Below are 17,242 nucleotides of genomic sequence, written 5' to 3'. Positions count from 1 at the left end.
TTTAGCAGAGGCTCAGTTCATTCGACTTGCACTTCGACGAGCCCCTGCAGCAGTAGTTCGGCCACTAGCGGATAGAACTTTTTGTAGGCGACGCCCGAGGCTAGCAGGCGGTAGTCACCATCTTCCAGCACATACTGATTGCCCACTAGCACACAGCCAGCAGTTTCTTTGTAGCTATTCCCTTTGTGGAAGTAGACATAGCTAAAGTTGGGTATAGCCCCTATCTCCAGCATACCACGGTGCATTTTTGGGTAATCGTCGTAGTAACGGCCATTCATTGCTCCGTCGCGGTTAAAACCCAGCGGGTAATGCCCGGCAGGTATGGCGGTCTCACCCCTTATTTTCACCGGCCGCGGGATATTCTCCAGACCGTAGCAGACAAATTGATTGTTCACGTAGATCTCGGACAGCGTGCTATGCTTGCCCTGTTTTGTACGAAGTATTTTTATCGTTGATTTCATACGCTAAATTTTAATTAGAAAAGACCGAGGTATTGACTTCTGGAGTACAGGTTTTCATCACGATCATGTAGAAATAGGTAAAGGTGTACCGGCCTATCATGCAGGATAGATGGCAGCTCGATCGTCATTTGGACATCCCGCCGCAGCACCTGTTGTTCATTAATCGCGGCCTGCTCACCAATAATATCGTAAGCACAGAGTATAACCTGATCGTCCCATTGGCTATAATCTTTGATGGCGGATTCGGTTACATTCCAGCTCAGCTGAATCGTATTGGATGCGCGTACACAGGTACTCACCTCGAGCGTAGACAACATGCCATTGCTGATTTTTGCCAGGGCGGGCACGATCTCAAAATTTGGATATTCACCCTGTATCACATTGGTCAGCGTATGTGACATGGCACGGCCAAAAGCCGCCTGCACCGTGCACTTGCTATGGCCATACGCCTTGAGGATAAGTGGATACAGTGGATTTAAAAACCGGCGTGCCAGCCGAAAGCGCTCCTGCGCAGCCTCCTTACGTGTCGGATCTTTAACCTGCTTTTTAAACTCAGAAATCACCTGCATATCTTATCGTTTTGTGTTCAAAAATCAGGAGGAGCCTTATACTCCTCCCGTTCCATTACTCCATCAGCGGCTAAGCCAGGTCAAACTCACCCAAATACGTACTTTTGGAGACTTTCTCGGCCTTGCGGTCTTTAAAGAAAATCCAGACATGCCCCTTGCCACCAAGCAGGTGGGCAGGAATCTGGATGTCTATTGTACCGGCGGCACGGGTCGGCGGTGTTGGTGCTGTCATAAATTCATCCTTTTCGGGTGAATAGACCAGGATAATGACCTGATCATCGGCCTTGGTCTTGTAAAGGCTGTTGAGGATGGTATCCCAGTAGATAGAAAGAATTCCGCTATCCACAGCAGCTTCCATTCCACCGCCGTTGAGGTAAGAACCCGTACTGATTTCGATCTTGCTGTAATCCAAGCTAAAGTTTGGATAAGTACCGGTTACCGCCTGGGCGATATTGAGCTGCAGCGCCACGTTTGTGGGCGTCATCTTATCGGTTTTGGACAGCCCAAACCCCACCTGCAGGATCGGCGTGATCGGCATCAGAAATTTGGAGATTTTCAGAAAACGGTCCTGTTGGATCAGCTGCTCTTCGGACATCCCTTTCGTCCGCTTTTTGGGCAAACCTTTGAGGTAGTTGATAGATTTCCAGGACGAGGCGATCACCGCGCCGACCTTACCACTTGCTCTTCCGATTACACCATTGTTGATTGTTGCCATGTTGTTTTATTTAAAAAGTTAAACCCCATAAAGCTTTCATTTATACCGGTATGTATTGCTTTACTTCGACAAACATACCACATCACACAGCCCTTTGTCAATAGCGTAAGACAGGTTGGCGGAGACTCGTCGGTGGCAGCATAGCTTTTGTCGGCGGCCGGTCGGAGAGTATACGATAGCCGGTATAAAATAAGCCCTGCAATCGGACACATTTCAGGTACACCTTCGTCTGGCACTTCAAAAACTAAGCGCTCGGCAATCTCAGGCCTTTGTTTCGGACCAGCTCCGTACCTGCTTCGGATCGTCAATAGATGTTGTACAGATGCTGAACAGACCTTGACCAGTCTCCGAACAGGAAATTACTGTTCAGCAGTGGTTCAACAGTGGCTGCTCTTTAGCTCATCTCCGAAGGCAATACGAAGCAGGTCCGAATAGTGTAGGGATTTAAGGCATTTGCCGCGGCCATTTTTTATATTCGGTCACATACAGCTGCACCACATCTTTTTTGAGGAAGAGATCCGCATTGCCCTCTTTATAGGTAGCCTTGAGTAGGCCTTTGGCGATACGGCGCTCGATGGTGCGCACACTTTTGCTCAAAAAATAGGCGACTTCGTGGATGGTCATCGTACCTGTCAGCTTGTGGAGCTCGGTATACTGCTGTTCCTGCAGCAGGTCAAGGATACGGTCCAGCTTAGCTTCTAAAGGCGTATTTTCGATGCTTGGTTTTAGTTGAAAAGAATAGTGGATTTTTAGGCGAATACCTGTCGCATTGGACACAAAATGAGGATTAATCTCCTTCTGATCAGGAGATCCTTTAACAAAAAACATAAACGGGTAAGGTTAGCTCGACTAACCGCCGAAATCCAGCGCAGCAGCAGACCTGTTGCCTACTGCGCTCGGTCTATCTAAGTTTATAAAATGGGATGATTCAATTGAGCGGTAAAAGGTAATCCCATCCCTCATGCTCTAACTTATTGACGTTATCCAAAAAATCCTTTAGCTTTTTTTCTTTGCGCATCCATTCCGTTATCTGCAGCAGGTTGCTGATCTCCAATTCCGTCATATTCAACTTGAGGCTGTCAAACACTTCCTTGCGGAACTCCAGGTAAGTGGCATTTGGCAATATCGGTTGACGCACGTGCATCATATTTACCCTGCAGGTGCTATTGATACGAAAATACCATTTATCAAGCCCCAATCTTTCTAGCTCCTGCACGAAATGATTGGCCTCCAAGCGGGTACCGTTGATGAGGATGACTTCCTTTTTTCTTTTTTGGGAAAAATAAAAAGGAACATCAAACATACGCACAGCATCCGTCCCCAAAGTATTGGGATTGAATGGCGAATGGCTGTGCAGCACATCATAGAGTGATCCGATTACGATAGTCTTATCCAATACACTTGGAGGTGCTATGACAACTTCTTTTTCTGCTGTATTTTCAACAAGGCTACGCTGCGCTAAAACCTCTTTCCCGAACAGTGCTATTACATTTTCAGTTGTCAGCCACCATAATTTGCCGTTAAGAAAAACATAGCTTACGTAAGCTACACAGCCTGTAACAATAAAAGGCATATAATGCAACAGATAGCTTCTAAACAAGCTGTACGTATCTTCCCTTCGGTGCGTAGCGAACAAATAAATAAAGAAGAGATAAATGGATAGAATCGGTGTAGTTGTAGCAAGAATTGCACAGAAGAGTTGGCCTTTGGGTATACTCTTGGTCTTGATCCTCCCCTTGCTCATGAGTATCCGATCAGGATACTGCTTCTGCCAATAAGTCCAAAAGGCTTTGAGAAACATCTGCGTGAACACGACCGCAGTACCAATCGCAATTGCAAATGCCACTGTCCACATCCAATAGGTCTGTGTCCAAAATCGATTCAGATAAATACCGTGATTTCCGATTAAATTAAAAAGCATGGAGATGAGAAAACTCTCCACCGTTAGTTTTAATACTTTCATATGCTACGTCAAGGTCTCTTAAATGGCTTAGGTTTCTACTGGTTTACACACCTAATTTACTAAATAAAATCAAATATTAAGCAAAATTTATTCGCTCAAAAGAAGACTTTCCTCCAAAATCCCGGAGGTTAGGACACGGCGGTTGCTAATTTGATCTATTTAAATAAATATTTGCAAAAATACAATTTGAATGAAAGAGAACTTTAGCAATGCAGGCGTGGCGCAAAAAGTAGCCATGATTCTCGCTCTGCCAATAGCGGAGCGAGCACTGGAGATGCAACTTCTTAAAGACGATTTTGCAGTCTGGATGGAACACAATTTTAATCTGAAAACCCATCAGGTGCAGCAGCTTTACAAGCTTTCCGATACGGATCGTAAACAACTGGGCACTGCGATAAGCAATTATCTCATGCAGGGCAACGTGCTTCAATTTCAAAAAGAAGACAAGGGTGATGATGATGATCCGGAATTTAAGGATCTTATAGTTCACGGCCTCGATGAATGGCAGGATGTTGGGGTGCGGATGACGTTCACCCCTCTGTTTATTCGGATCTCCTACAGAATGACCTAGCACCTGATCGATCCTACGTTATCCAAAAACCACTTCCCCCGATCATCCCGAAATCCTGACCGGGGGGATTATATTGACCTATACCCATTATGAAGAAAACATTACAGATCGATCTCGCAGAGGTATTTGGCGAGCCACTCAGTCCAAGAACTGATTCGCTCAAGCCGCGAATAAGTATGTCCAATGCAGACTATGAACATTACGAAAACCAAAATGGGCAGGCCTGCCTGCAGCAGTTTGACGGCATGCTCGGCTACATCAATATACTGGATCTGCATCTGCCCGGCGACATTGTTATTCCTATACAAGCCACGCGTTCGGATATGCATATCTTTTATCTCATCACGGAAGATCGTGCCATTCAGATCAGGGATATAAGAAAGCGGATCAGTTACAGCATTTCTTACAATCGCGGCCGTTACTTCTACTTAACCACAGGTGATTATGAAATCCATGTTCCTGCCGGAAAGTATACCCTCATTAATTTTTATTTCCGCGGCAGCATTTTCCGCGATGGCAATGAGCGTCCCTTCCAATTTCTTCACCCCTTGATCCATGCCTATCGACAACAAGATCCGCATGTATGGTGCAGCATCGATTTCCGTGCCGGCGTCCGAACTATTTCATTGATGAAAGCCATAGCGTCAAACATCAAGAAAGGCGACCTCGACAGTGAGGTCAATATCCTTTGGGGTATCAAGAAACTAATCCAGCTATCCAAGGAAAAGATCTTTGAAGAATATGACAAGATTTCGGAATCCCAAATCAAATCCAAAGAAGCCCATGCAGCCATTCAGCAGGCTACAGCCGAGCATGGTCAGGATTTTAAACTGGAAGATATTGCCTGGCAGCTCGGGATCAGTATGGACTATCTGCATCAGCTTATCCAGCTTTATTATGGACAGAGTCCCCAAGAGCTGAAAATAGAATTTATGCTGGATCTCGCCAAGAAATATATCGTGGACGGTATGCATACCGATGCGATCGCCTATGAACTGGGCTATTCGTCACCCAGCAGTTTTGCACGCTTTTTTAAAAAGAAAACCGGCATGACCGCAACGGAGTTTTTTAAGCGATATACCCAAGACTATTTATAAAATTCATTGTTAAATTAACCTAGTAACCTAAAAACATGAAAGAAATCATTCAAAAAACCGTAAAATTTTTCAGCGCGATCGGACAACTTTTTGTAGCTGAGCCAGCTGACAAAAGCAAGATTATTTCGAGAAAAGTCTGTGGCAAATATAGAGCCTGGAAATATGGCCCGCTACGTATTTCTATCGAAATGGCCGCCTCCTATTTTCCTGAAAATTATCAGCTTGATGAAGAGGTACTCAAGGCAGCAAATGCTGCTGGCAACATTTATTCTCCAAAAGGTATGCTTTATTATCTTTTGTCCCATGCGAGAAAGATAGCGGCACCACGGCAGCCATTACCCTTTAAATCGAACTATAGCTATGTGGCCTGGCAGATGATCAATCTATCAAAAGTGGATGTCGTGACAACCCTCACCAAACACCCACGTTTAATAGAAATTCGTGAAGAAACGCTGGAACTGTCTGCTGCTAAAGCCGAGATACTGATATTGAGCAGCGGTGGTGATTATCTTGAAGTAAATCATCTTCTTTCGAAGATTGACCTGGCACATAAATATGTAATTATCTGTTCCGCTTTTGAAGAAGCCTTTATACGCGATCATATTCTTTACAGGGTAGACCGGAAAATTAAGCCAAATTTTAAAAGCGAAAACGAATATCTGGCATTCATTGACGAGATTATCCAAGAAGCCACCACAATACCTTTGAAAATTTAACTGTCGCGTCCCCTCGTGAGGGGATTTTTTATTGCTATACCCTTTCATTATTCCGAACCTGTATATACTACTCTCCAGATTCAGTCAAGCCCAGCGCTCCTTTAAGGCCGAACTTTGGTATAAGTTAACGACGTAAAAGTTAGCGGCATAAAAACGAAGAACTAATAAAAGTCAAGTGGGCAGGCCATGCTAAAGAGGCGCCGCTGACAACAGACAAATGGATCAGGTAAAAAAAGTTGTATGAACAGCATGCACTATACATTGAACAGGATGACAGCCCTTTTCCGTTGCATCGGAAAGCTATACTCGTCCCTGAGGACGCAGGTGCAGCTGCTGTCTATGCCCAAGGGGTTGGTCTGCAGACTAGTCAAAGACCTGCTTCAGCTGGACACGTTACCACATCGGATTGCCTTCGCCCAGAAGAGAGTTGTACAGCGAAGTTCGCACAACCGTAAAGGGGCACTATTCACGGAAATCCCGGATGGCCCTTAGGGGTCATCTGGGAACAGGCAGGCAGCGCATCGGGATGCAAAGCCAGCCAGCGAGGTCTGCTAAAAGACAACCCACAACATAAAAATTAATCAAAGTTTTTTGAGGCAACCTTTTTTTGACCGTATAAAAAAGACCACAACCATGATTTCAAAAAAGAGCATTAAAAGAAGTCTAATTACCGTTGGCTCGGCATTGACTTTAGTACTAGGTATCGCATTCGCGGTAAATGCAATGGAAAAGAAAGTGGATAAGCAGTCTAATATTGAAAAACAATCCACATTTGTTCCGGATCAATGGTTCCAGTATACTGGACCAAATTCCTCTGATCCTAATTATGAGGATGAAATAATGGATCCAGACAACTATACGCCAGTTACATCTCCTTCCTGTAGCACTGGGGCACAATTGTGTGAGGTGCATGGTGAAGATAATGGAAGTGGGAAACCTACTCAAGGAAGTTTAAATGAACTGGAAAACCAGATTCTAAAAAACGAACCTCAAGACACCAACAAAGTGCGTTTTCATAACTAAGTAGGTAAAGAATAGTGGGACAATAAATATTGTCCCACTTTCGATTATGGATTTTGTTCGATGCCACCCCGTTCAATGACCTGCAGCGGAATTTTATAAGCAAATTCCATCACACTCTTTCCCTGTATCAAAACTACTTCACCGTCAATTCTCCTTTTAAGATCAACTATCCTATTCTCAGCAGCATACCGCCTTAAATCAGTCCACCTCAGCCCCCTAAAGACTAGTTCGCGCCGTCTTTCTAAAAGAATAAATTCCAGCAGGGACTCTTCGTTAACTGGTAAGATTGGTATCTCGGAATATCTGTTTTTTAATAATTCCAACAGCGTTGATTTTGCCTCGTTAATTTTTCCACTCCTACATTCAGCTTCGGCTTTATTCAATAAAACTTCTCCTACAGTCAATCCGATAAATATTTCCTGTCCAGAAGGGTTATAATTACCGGTAAACGCGTAGGTGCCATTAGCATTTTTCGTAAAAAACAATTCTTTTCTCCTATCCTCCTTGGCATAACTATTATACAGCAGCGTATCCACAGTAGCCTTATCTTCCAATAAAATACTTGTAGGTACCATCATGGCATAGAAGAGAATATCGTCGTTGTAGGCATCGAATGGACGGGGTCCTGTTTTTTTAATTTGATTATAATCAATTGTTTTTCCACCAGTCGCCAGCACCCTATCTGCATATGCCAATGATTTTTCATATTGTCCGATTCCCAGATATATTCTACTTAACAGCGCCAGAGCCGCTGTTTTATTAGGTCTGGTTGGGTATTCATATTTTTTATCCGATAAAAGCCCAACAGCCTCTTCCAGGTCCTGTACTATCTGATTATATGTCTCACCTAAAGTTGACCGCTGTAATTTTTCATTTATATCCGAATTGGTCTTAAGGACTATTCCAAAGGCATTTTCACTGTTTTTGTTATAATATTTACAGAATACCTGTGCAAGTGAATAAAAAGAAAAGGCACGGTGATATAAGGCCATCCCTTTCAGCTCATTACGACTAAGACCATCCGGCAGATAATTTACCTTATCAAGATAATCCAACACCACATTAGCGTAAAAAATAGTGATGTAAGAATTACTCCAAAAGCTATTTTCAGTCGGTTCTTTTGACCAGAGATAAGCCTCCCGATATTCTACCATTGAAATGGCTTTAAAATTTGCATCTGTCAGGTAATAATTGTCGGAGGCGACCTCTAGAAGCCCAGGATTTCTGAACGAATGATTGTCCAAAATAGCGAGCAGTTCAATGTTGCTATTCGGCGTATTAAGTTTGGAATCGGGCTTTTCTTCCAAAAATTCTTTGCACGATGTTATAAACAAACAACAGGCAAAATAAAATAGCGATAGATAATATTTTGATTTCATGTTTTTAAAATTTTAGATTGACACCAAAAGTGTACTGTTTGGGAACCGGAATTGCATTTGGGTAACTCGGATCAAGGCCCTTATCATTCTTGCGCCAGATTACTCCGAGATTACTTAAGTAAATAAAGAAGCTTAATTGACTGATGCGCAAGGGACTAATCTCACCCAACCGATATTGTAGTTTGATATCCTGCAATCTGATATGATCGCCCGGTTCAACCAACACTTCACTATTTCCATAAAATCCGTCCGCTTTGTTCAATGGATAAGTCATTGCAGGTATATTGGTCGACTTTTCATCGCCCGGCTTCTGCCATCTACTGTAAAAATCAGGATGACCATCCCCCCTGCTGTAAAGATCTGAATAGCTTATGGAAGGCCGTCTGAAAAAATATTTAAACTGATACGCCAACGAAAAGGACAGATTAAATTTTTTGTAATCAAAAAAGCTGTTTACAGTACCGTAGATCAGCGGCCTTTTAGACCCATGTAACTTCAAATCTTCAATAGGAGCCTGTTTTCCCGCCATCTTTGAATAATCTTTTGACACTTCGCCATTAAAATATCCCATCGGTTCACCTGTCTGCGGGTCAAGCCCCGCGAACTTATAACTATACATGGCGTAGGGCATCACATCTTTATAGGCAATAAAAGAACTGGACACCAAAGAAGAAGCTCCCGGATAATCAACAAAAGTCTTTTTTACCCAATTGTTATTGTAGGTGAAGATAAAATCAGTCCGCCATTTAAACCGTTTATTGAAGTTAATGGACGATAAACGAATATCAACACCCCTTCCGTCTACATCTGCCACATTCATAAGCTGACTGATTAAACCCACCGTCGGATCCAGCGGGTAGAGATGGATCAGATCAAATGACTTTTTCCAGTACATATCCACACTTCCTGAAATACGGCTATTGAATAGGGAATAATCAAGTCCCAGGTTAAATGTTTTTATTTTTTCCCAGCGTAAAGAAGGATTGGGAGCAACAAGCACCTGCGCTGATGGCCAACTAATACCGTACAAGGCGTTAAGTGTGCTGTATTGAATTGTTGTATTCCCCGAACGTGAGGGATCAATATTCCCGCTAAAACCATATGTCGCCCGGAATTTCAGTTCATTGACAGCAATAGATTCCATAAACCGTTCCTTCTTTATATTCCAGCTCAATCCAGCCGACCAGAGCGGATTCCATTTATCATTTGTATTGACGCCAAAAACATTGGAAGCATCTTTTCTGAAACTGCCACTTACCGTATAACGGTTCAATAAAGTATAAGATCCATTTCCAAATAATGATACGTATCTATTGTTTGTCTGGCTCTTGGTTACAAAAGAAGGTATCTGTGCATTGGATGCGAGATTATTGTAAGTAGGATACCTATTCATATAATCGATTTGGGTACTATATATTAGCTTTTCCCCATCATAACCATACATTCCATCCGTAAACGCCTTAACGGCTTTCGCGCTGACTTCTGACCCCAGTATTACGTTCACCCTATGATCAGGATGATCGTTCCATTTAAAATCTACCTGAAAACGACCAAAATGTGAAACGGCATTATTGCTTCCGAATTCAAGTATCCCCCCAACAGGTATCGGTCTATTGACCACTCCATTTGTGCCGACATTGGTATATAGATTGACCATTCCTCTTGATCTTATGGAGTACTGGTCGAAAACCGTCTCATCATCGTTCTTTTGTATTTCGTTTCTATACCTAAAACTCAGTCCAAACAGTTTGTTGATCTGATAATTTAGCGAGGCGCTGGTCAATAAGCTGTTCAGCACAGCATTGCCCTTATTGTGCTGTAATTCTTCCAAGGGCTTATATGTCCAGTCCAGCAGATTAGGATCAGCTAAACTTTCGATATAGCCAATGCTATAATTATAGGGTATTGAAAGAAACTGGCCGTCTGCAGTTGCCAATGAAGAATATGGATACCTGCTCCCGGAATTGTCATAGTAGCTGAGCAGCTGCGTCTGCCTGCTTTCTAATCTAGCATACATCATATCAAGCTCCGCCTCTAGTTTTCGCGTCAGCTTGAGTTTATTATAAGCCTTCAGCGTAAACCTATTATTATCTGAGGACACCTGAGCACCTTTTGAGCGGTCATACCCTGTTGATATACGAAAACTATTCCTGTCACCGCCGCCACTCACTGAAAAAGAATATTGCCTACTGATTGCAGGCCGATAAAGATATTTCAATAGATCATTTCTAATATCCGTCTGACCATACGTATCCAAGACATCATTCAATTCCTCTTCGGTAAGCAATCCTTTTTTCTTTTTCTCCATGGCCTCAATTGCCATGGGAAGGATGGGTTTGGATCTCGAATTTATATTCGAATTGTAATAACCCTTATTGTATAATTCCAGCTGCACCGCAATCAGGTCAGCATTTGCAATAGCCTGTCTTTTAAAAAGATCAGGTTTTTGGATGACTGCGGTATTTTGACTCGCCTCTACCACCAGCGATGAGTTTTGTTTACCTCGTTTTGTGGTAATAACAATAACACCATTGCCCGCCTGTGCTCCCCAAATGGAACTGGCGGCAGCATCCTTTAAGACAGTGATATTTTCCACATCATTCGGATTAATGGCATTTATATCACCACTATAGGGAAAATTATCGACAATGATCAGAGGGTAATTGGCCCCTCGGATTGAGCTAACCCCATGTATGTTGAGTGACTCATTTGCAAATTTCCCTGTATTGTTAAAATTAGCATTGGCATTATCCGAATACATACCAGAGATCATGCTCTTGACACGTGTCAAAATATTAGGTGCTGGTGAGCGATTGATATAAAGTGAATCTATTTTCTCGAACGATCCAGTAGCACGTTCTTTTGGAATATACTGAAAACCTGTAGAGAATACAGCCTCCTGCAATCGGATCGAATTACTTTCCAGTACGATCAGGATATTCAGGTCATTCGACCTGACAACATATGATTTGGGTACGTAGGATATATGCGAAAATTTGAGGGTATCGCCGACCGAAAGACTGTTTATATTGAAGGTACCATTGTTCTGAACCTTAAAGTTGCCCTTTCCTACCGAAATAATATTGACATCTGAAAGCGCCTTTCCTTCTTGATTCTGCACACGGCCTTTTAGCATGACAGGATTCTGTGCAAAAACATCGAGCCGCAAAATAAAACAAGTTGCGACCAATAATATATAATAGTTCAACTGTTTCATCGCTGTATAATTAAGAAGTTTACAATTCTTTTGTCTTTTTCGACAATGAGACCGTTTTCTTTGAAGAAATTACAGAGCTTGTCCTTCGTCTCAAAGTCCTTCACTGAATAATTGGGAATACGAACTTCGCCTTTTATTGAATCAATAATCTGCCAATTAGGCCTACTCATGCGAAGATCTTTGATCAGATTTTTTAGCGATTTAAATTCCCTGCCCAATTTAGGTCTTATGGTGGTCCTCCCCTTGCACGCCTTTACAACAATACATTCAACTAGTGAATCCCTTACACAGACATTTAAGCCCAGACAGGTGTTCAAGAGATCAGCCATATTGATCCTTCCTATGGATTTTGATTCAAAGCAGATCAGGTTTTTTTTCTCCCAGTATGCTATACCCTCGCCTTTAGAAAGATAATATTCGAATCTTTCCGGATCAGAAACATTCCAGATGATCTGATTAGCGGCAAATTTGTAGCGGTCTGCATAGGCCAATCTATATAAGCTCAGAATTGATCTATTTCGATAAGAAATAATCTCGTAGGGACCGACCTTAGATTTTTCAAAAGGGCTAATGTCTTTTATATGATTAGTAATAATTGCATAGCCCAATAGACTGTCATGGGTAGATTGTACCTTTCGATTAAGCTCCATATCCACTATAAATCGATGGAAATTCGGCTGGAGCTCAGGTTTGAGTTCCGCATGCAATACACCTTTTGTGGCGAAATTAAGCAGGTCATCTTTCGTGATTTCCTTGCTTCCTGTGAGGCCAACAACGACGCCCTCTTTATTTATCCATACTAGATGAGGTATACTTTCATGCGGGAAATAACTTTTCAATCTGCTGTCAGCTATAATGCTTCTCAGACCAGTACCTTTTAATAGATCATTCCTTTTAAAAAAGGACAAAATGGACTTTTCCGTCTGTTCTGAGACTGCAACAAGGCCTATATCCAAACCTCTGCTGAAATCAGAAAGTTTGGCTAGCCCGGTTAAACATGGAGCACATCCGGTATTCCAAAAGTCTAGCACCAGCGGTCTCGCCTTAAACTCTTTAAGTGAAGCTTTCTGGGTACTATTCAATTGCTCATTAAAAAAGGAAAACTCACTGTCCCATAATTTTTCGGGGATTGTATCACCGATCTGCAGCGGAGTTGGCCCATCAGCCCCGCTGTCCTTGCGGGGCGTCTGAGCCGATAAACTAAACATATGAAATACAGCAATGCAAGTAAAAAGCATTGTTGTATTCTTCAATGCCTTTAAAAAACAAGTTAAATAGGATTGAAAAACTAGTAAGAACACGATTACAAGTAATGTAATCTGTATAACTGGAATATTGACTACCTTATCCAATAAGGCAGTGAATAGATTAGATCTTTTTATCATCTGCTTGTGGATTAAGTATTATTCAGCAATTCGGTTAAAGAAACTGTGGATCCTTTGTTTGGCTTCCAAATCCGCCGTAATTACTTCTGCAGGTTCTGCAAACGCAAATGGCACCGCATCGATTTCGATCTTGCGAAAGTGCACAAGGAAATAAGCGATCAGCACACGGCACACTTTCATCAAAAAGGTATGCATCTGCTTTACGTCGGCAGCATCTTCCTGTACTATGCTCTTCCTATAGTTTTCAAAGAGTGCCCACAGGCTTTCCTGACAGTCGGTGATGGTATGTTGGGACCAGAACTCCCGAATGGTATGTAATGGATCGTATCCATTGTCGTATATTTCATAACATGCTAGCTCAAAGGGTAGCATATTGTTTGCTTGTTGGTTCATAATTTAGTTTCATCAAGTATGACAAACCAGAGGTACTAGCTTAAATAAAGGCATAGCATCCCCCTTCGCGATTTTTTCGCGTTAAAAAGGCTTGTCACTGCACAGATCAAATGCGACCTATGCCAAATGGACAAATAAGATTAAAAGTCCGAAAAGCGCCTTGATACAATTTCAAAGCATAAATAGGGTTAATTATGGCGCTCCCTGCCGGAAAGAAGTAAAGACCGACCTACCACAACTATTGTATTGCAATAAAACTACAGGTAAAAAGTTTGGACTGAATGAAAATTTGCTTAATTTTAAGGTGCAAATATTAAATCAAGCTGTATCATTGGCAATATTACCTTTTAATGCAATTACATAAATGTATAGGTCGGTGACAGGCATAAATAGCGAGAAATTGAACTGAACGAGGTTCAGCTGTCTTTTCGTTTTAGTGAAAGTCAAGACCTCCCCTTTTTATTGCTCATTACAGCCTGTGTTTGATGGAATGCAACCTATTCGGGTGCGCGGAATATGTTCTTTAAAAGTGATTTGCGGGAATACCTCGTCAATCGATCTCTGATCGAATGCTGGTGATGGGTGGTGTGTGTTCGTTTCGTTCTCATAATTGTTTTGGTTTTATGTGAACGATGTTACTCTTGAATGTTCTAGATCTAACAGAGCAAAAACCAAAGAATGAACCTTAATGCTTCTGACCAGGCATCGCCAAACGCCCTCCTAACCTAAGTTAGGGTTCCCCAAAAGACTGACATAAGGTCCACCCTCTGGTAATTTATACAAATATACAGATTACACAGAGATATGGCGAACCTACGGTCATCTCGTGGGAATTTGGCGATTTCGGAACGAGAGTGACATCGTGAAGTTGGGAATACTACCCTACTTTTCGCTATAACTACATGACAAATATACATATATAAATAGAGTAAATCAAATAAAATTAAATCTATTTTTGAAATGGCAAACGAAGAATTCTCAAAAGCACTTAGATATTTGAGACTAAAATATAAATTAAGCCAAGAAACTGTAGCAACACTCGCTGGTATTAAACAATCGGATTACAGTGCCTTTGAACGTTTAAAAAGAAAGTTGAGCCTAGATGAAGCCGACAGGATTAGTACACTTGTTTGGGGAGTTTCATATAAGGAATTTGTTGAGTTCTCCAAAAAGGAGATTGATTTAAATGATTTACCTTCATCTACCCAAACAGCAATATCAGAAAGTACAGGTAATAAGTTAAGGTCGACAGAAAATTTATTAGCTAATGAACTAGATCGTCTCATTTCGGCAGGTTATTTAAATAAACCAACGACAGCGAAATACCTCCATTCACAAATGGATAAGACACTCGAAAAAAGGAAATTTACTGAAATCACCAATCTTCTTAGCAAATCTCCACGTAACCAAATGATAGTACCACTGTTTAAAAATAGCTCGCCAAAGATTTTTGTACATAAAGATCACGCTGCAAAGTATGAAAAGATGTCGAAGGAAGATGTATTGGAATTAATTCGAAATAGCGAACCTGAGCAAAAATAAATATTATAAAAATCACTAACCCTCATTCAGGAATTCGAATTGAAAACGATCGTTATTTTAATCATATAAAAATATTATGCATATTAAATTTTGGTATATTTTCGTAATGGTCGCCTTGATATCTTGTTCATCTTGTTCTAAAAATATAAAAAAGATATCCAAAATTAATTTCAATGGAGAAGATTCTATTGAGCTAACATATATAAATGATCAATGGGTTTCAGACACTTTGGATTCCCCAAAAGTAGTTTTGGATAAAAACAAAATTATCCATAACAAAATCCATTATGATACGGACGCTGATTATTTTTATGACAAAGAAGATAGATTAACTAAGGTGGTAGAGAAGAGGTATGTAGGACAAAATTACAGTTCATTATTTATAACTCACACTTATCAATACATTTACGAGGATAATAGATTATCAGAAATCTTACTCAATGAAAAATGTGATAGCAGCTTAGGTTATTGTCAAAACCGCAGTGAAAAATATCAAATTTTCTACAAAAACTTGGAATATAATAATCCTGTGTTCTTATACTTTATGTATAATGCAGAGCTACCTGTTTATTTACCATTCGATCATTCAAAATATTATATTCAGAGTTATACGATATTTGACAAAATTTTGAAGACATCCAGTGTAGAGATCGCTAAAATTTATAACTTTAAATATGAATATAAAAATTCCTGCATAACAAAGATGACAGTAGAGAATGATAACGGAAGAAACAGCTACAACTATTTTTTTTCATATTTAGATAATTAACACTTATTTTACACAATGGCCGACTCATTTATAATGATTCATCCAGCAAAAGAAGCTCAACTGAATTTGTAAATTAGAATGAAATTTACCTGTAGAGTTTTTTCAATACGAGACAATTAAAAATACAATATATATTTAATTTTTATCAACAATTCTTAAGTTGGTCTACCCTTTTATTAATCAATGGGAATGAAACATGAAATGTTGTCAACAATTTTCATTTGATTAGCACAGTGTATTTTACCCTAAATTAAATCATCATTCCCGGTCTAGGAATCACTATGCTTCCTATAATATTTTCCAAACCGTCTACCGCATTTTTAAATGTTTGATGCTCTTCAATTCTTCCAGAATCGTCCCAAAGAAATACGAGCATTCGAGAATATTTTTTCTTAAATACACTGTCCCTTTTGAAATATAGAGAATTGTCCGCGGCAACTTCTTCAATCATATCATGGAATTTTTTAGTCTTTCTCAAAAATTTCACTTCAATAATCAGATTCAATCCGGGCAGGCCTATATCTGCTCTAGAATTTAAAGATCCTACCGGTTCCAAATAAAATTCAGATTCAATGTCAGGGAAGATTGGAGCTAAAATATAATATAATAAACTTTGCACATGATATTCATTTTGAATATCCCATTTCTGTGGGGTTCCAGTAGTAGTTTTGGCTTTTTCTTCCCATATCCATCTTTTAAAAGAGCCAGGCAAATTATTCAAAAGTGTTATGAGCTGATTCAAATTTGGGTTTGCCAATGAAAAAAATGTAGAATGAAATAAATAATAATTTATAGCTTGTAGTCTTGCTATAATTTGAATTGTATCGGTCTCTTCATAAACGCTTAGTCTGCAGATAGACGCATACACTTCATTTATATCTATTTCCTGGAAGCATTCAAAGCCTTTGGAGCGAAGTGCAAATAATAGATCTAGATTATCAGATGAATAATGAGCATCAATTTTAGTCTCCTTGTTGGTTATCCAAAGAGCGGCATGCAATAGAATCTTTTTCCATTCTGGAAGGTTATCATTACTTAGGTTTACAAAACTTTTTAGCCAATTGTAAAAATTTAAACGAGTTTTATTGCCTATCAAATCAGCTCCTAGCGCAAGTCCTAAAAGAGATATTGCATCATTATGAAAAGTCGAAGGTACAAAAGAATTATTTGAAGCTGGTCTTCCCATCAACCTTTCTAAACCTTCAATCAATAAAGATTCTTTTTCATTTAGGAAATTAGAATTAGATACTGTTATGAAACTTAGTTGTGCAACATGACTATAGTCAAAAATAGAGAATTCCGCTGGAAGTTCAATATTCAATTTACCATCAGGATATAGCCAATTTGATAGAGAACATTCAATAGTATTAGGCGATATTTGGATGAGCTTTTTTTCTAAATATAACTGGATATCTCTAAGTAAGAATTGTTTCGCTTCCATA

Annotated in this window: 17 protein-coding genes; 7 read left to right on the top strand and 10 right to left on the bottom strand. The window is 40.3% G+C overall.

Annotation, left to right across the window (positions count from 1 at the left end):
* Nucleotides 1–17: 17 nt before the first annotated feature.
* From B3C94_RS21845 to B3C94_RS21825, 5 genes are all read right to left on the bottom strand, one after another.
* A complete protein-coding gene (locus tag B3C94_RS21845) occupies nt 18–461 on the bottom strand; it encodes a DUF5675 family protein (protein WP_293907759.1) in 444 nt (147 codons plus the stop codon).
* A gap of 14 nt (nt 462–475) precedes the next feature.
* The gene (locus B3C94_RS21840) at nt 476–1,030 is read right to left on the bottom strand and encodes a DUF6266 family protein (RefSeq protein WP_293907757.1); all 555 of its coding nucleotides are present in this window, start codon (nt 1,028–1,030) and stop codon (nt 476–478) included.
* Between the two features lie 70 nt (nt 1,031–1,100).
* Nucleotides 1,101–1,745 carry a DUF6266 family protein gene (locus B3C94_RS21835; protein ID WP_293907755.1) on the bottom strand — a complete coding sequence of 215 codons (645 nt, stop codon included), beginning with the start codon at nt 1,743–1,745 and terminating at the stop codon, nt 1,101–1,103.
* A 444-nt stretch (nt 1,746–2,189) separates the two neighbouring features.
* Nucleotides 2,190–2,573 carry a hypothetical protein gene (locus B3C94_RS21830; RefSeq protein WP_293907753.1) on the bottom strand — a complete coding sequence of 128 codons (384 nt, stop codon included), beginning with the start codon at nt 2,571–2,573 and terminating at the stop codon, nt 2,190–2,192.
* A gap of 100 nt (nt 2,574–2,673) precedes the next feature.
* Nucleotides 2,674–3,708 carry a hypothetical protein gene (locus B3C94_RS21825; RefSeq protein ID WP_293907751.1) on the bottom strand — a complete coding sequence of 345 codons (1,035 nt, stop codon included), beginning with the start codon at nt 3,706–3,708 and terminating at the stop codon, nt 2,674–2,676.
* A 190-nt stretch (nt 3,709–3,898) separates the two neighbouring features.
* Between B3C94_RS21825 and B3C94_RS21820 the strand changes: the two genes are divergently transcribed.
* The 5 genes from B3C94_RS21820 (at nt 3,899) to B3C94_RS21800 (ending at nt 7,115) form a co-directional block, all read left to right on the top strand.
* Nucleotides 3,899–4,279: a hypothetical protein gene (locus tag B3C94_RS21820; protein ID WP_293907749.1), complete on the top strand. Its 381-nt coding sequence runs from the start codon at nt 3,899–3,901 to the stop codon at nt 4,277–4,279.
* A gap of 89 nt (nt 4,280–4,368) precedes the next feature.
* Nucleotides 4,369–5,376, top strand: coding sequence for a helix-turn-helix domain-containing protein (locus tag B3C94_RS21815; RefSeq protein ID WP_293907747.1), 1,008 nt, complete (start codon nt 4,369–4,371; stop codon nt 5,374–5,376).
* Nucleotides 5,377–5,411: 35 nt separating this feature from the next.
* Nucleotides 5,412–6,092: a hypothetical protein gene (locus tag B3C94_RS21810; RefSeq protein WP_293907745.1), complete on the top strand. Its 681-nt coding sequence runs from the start codon at nt 5,412–5,414 to the stop codon at nt 6,090–6,092.
* Nucleotides 6,093–6,332: 240 nt separating this feature from the next.
* A complete protein-coding gene (locus B3C94_RS21805) occupies nt 6,333–6,584 on the top strand; it encodes a hypothetical protein (protein WP_293907743.1) in 252 nt (83 codons plus the stop codon).
* A 141-nt stretch (nt 6,585–6,725) separates the two neighbouring features.
* A complete protein-coding gene (locus tag B3C94_RS21800) occupies nt 6,726–7,115 on the top strand; it encodes a hypothetical protein (protein ID WP_286752153.1) in 390 nt (129 codons plus the stop codon).
* A 44-nt stretch (nt 7,116–7,159) separates the two neighbouring features.
* On the opposite strand, the gene B3C94_RS21795 is transcribed toward B3C94_RS21800, so the two are convergent.
* The 4 genes from B3C94_RS21795 to B3C94_RS21780 are packed head-to-tail and all read right to left on the bottom strand — an operon-like array spanning nt 7,160 to nt 13,489.
* Nucleotides 7,160–8,494: a RagB/SusD family nutrient uptake outer membrane protein gene (locus B3C94_RS21795; RefSeq protein WP_293907738.1), complete on the bottom strand. Its 1,335-nt coding sequence runs from the start codon at nt 8,492–8,494 to the stop codon at nt 7,160–7,162.
* Between the two features lie 4 nt (nt 8,495–8,498).
* Nucleotides 8,499–11,711 (bottom strand): SusC/RagA family TonB-linked outer membrane protein, encoded by a 3,213-nt coding sequence (locus B3C94_RS21790; protein ID WP_293907736.1) that lies wholly within the window; start codon nt 11,709–11,711, stop codon nt 8,499–8,501.
* Entirely contained in the window at nt 11,708–13,096 is a 1,389-nt protein-coding gene (locus B3C94_RS21785; RefSeq protein WP_293907734.1) for a TlpA family protein disulfide reductase, read from the bottom strand. The genes B3C94_RS21790 and B3C94_RS21785 overlap by 4 nt, the downstream gene beginning before the upstream one ends.
* 18 nt (nt 13,097–13,114) lie before the next feature.
* Entirely contained in the window at nt 13,115–13,489 is a 375-nt protein-coding gene (locus tag B3C94_RS21780) for a hypothetical protein (protein WP_293907732.1), read from the bottom strand.
* A gap of 960 nt (nt 13,490–14,449) precedes the next feature.
* On the opposite strand from B3C94_RS21780, the gene B3C94_RS21775 reads away from it, so the two are divergent.
* Both B3C94_RS21775 and B3C94_RS21770 read left to right on the top strand, forming a co-directional pair.
* Nucleotides 14,450–15,031: a helix-turn-helix domain-containing protein gene (locus B3C94_RS21775; protein ID WP_293907730.1), complete on the top strand. Its 582-nt coding sequence runs from the start codon at nt 14,450–14,452 to the stop codon at nt 15,029–15,031.
* Between the two features lie 76 nt (nt 15,032–15,107).
* Nucleotides 15,108–15,800 (top strand): hypothetical protein, encoded by a 693-nt coding sequence (locus tag B3C94_RS21770; protein WP_293907728.1) that lies wholly within the window; start codon nt 15,108–15,110, stop codon nt 15,798–15,800.
* A 250-nt stretch (nt 15,801–16,050) separates the two neighbouring features.
* Here B3C94_RS21770 and B3C94_RS21765 read toward each other — a convergent pair whose 3' ends face one another.
* A complete protein-coding gene (locus B3C94_RS21765; protein ID WP_293907726.1) occupies nt 16,051–17,241 on the bottom strand; it encodes a hypothetical protein in 1,191 nt (396 codons plus the stop codon).
* Nucleotide 17,242 lies beyond the last annotated feature (1 nt).

Origin of the sequence: Sphingobacterium sp. UBA5670, assembly GCF_002420705.1 — a bacterium.
GTDB lineage: Bacteria > Bacteroidota > Bacteroidia > Sphingobacteriales > Sphingobacteriaceae > Sphingobacterium.
This window is presented reverse-complemented; position numbering and strand designations above follow the sequence as displayed.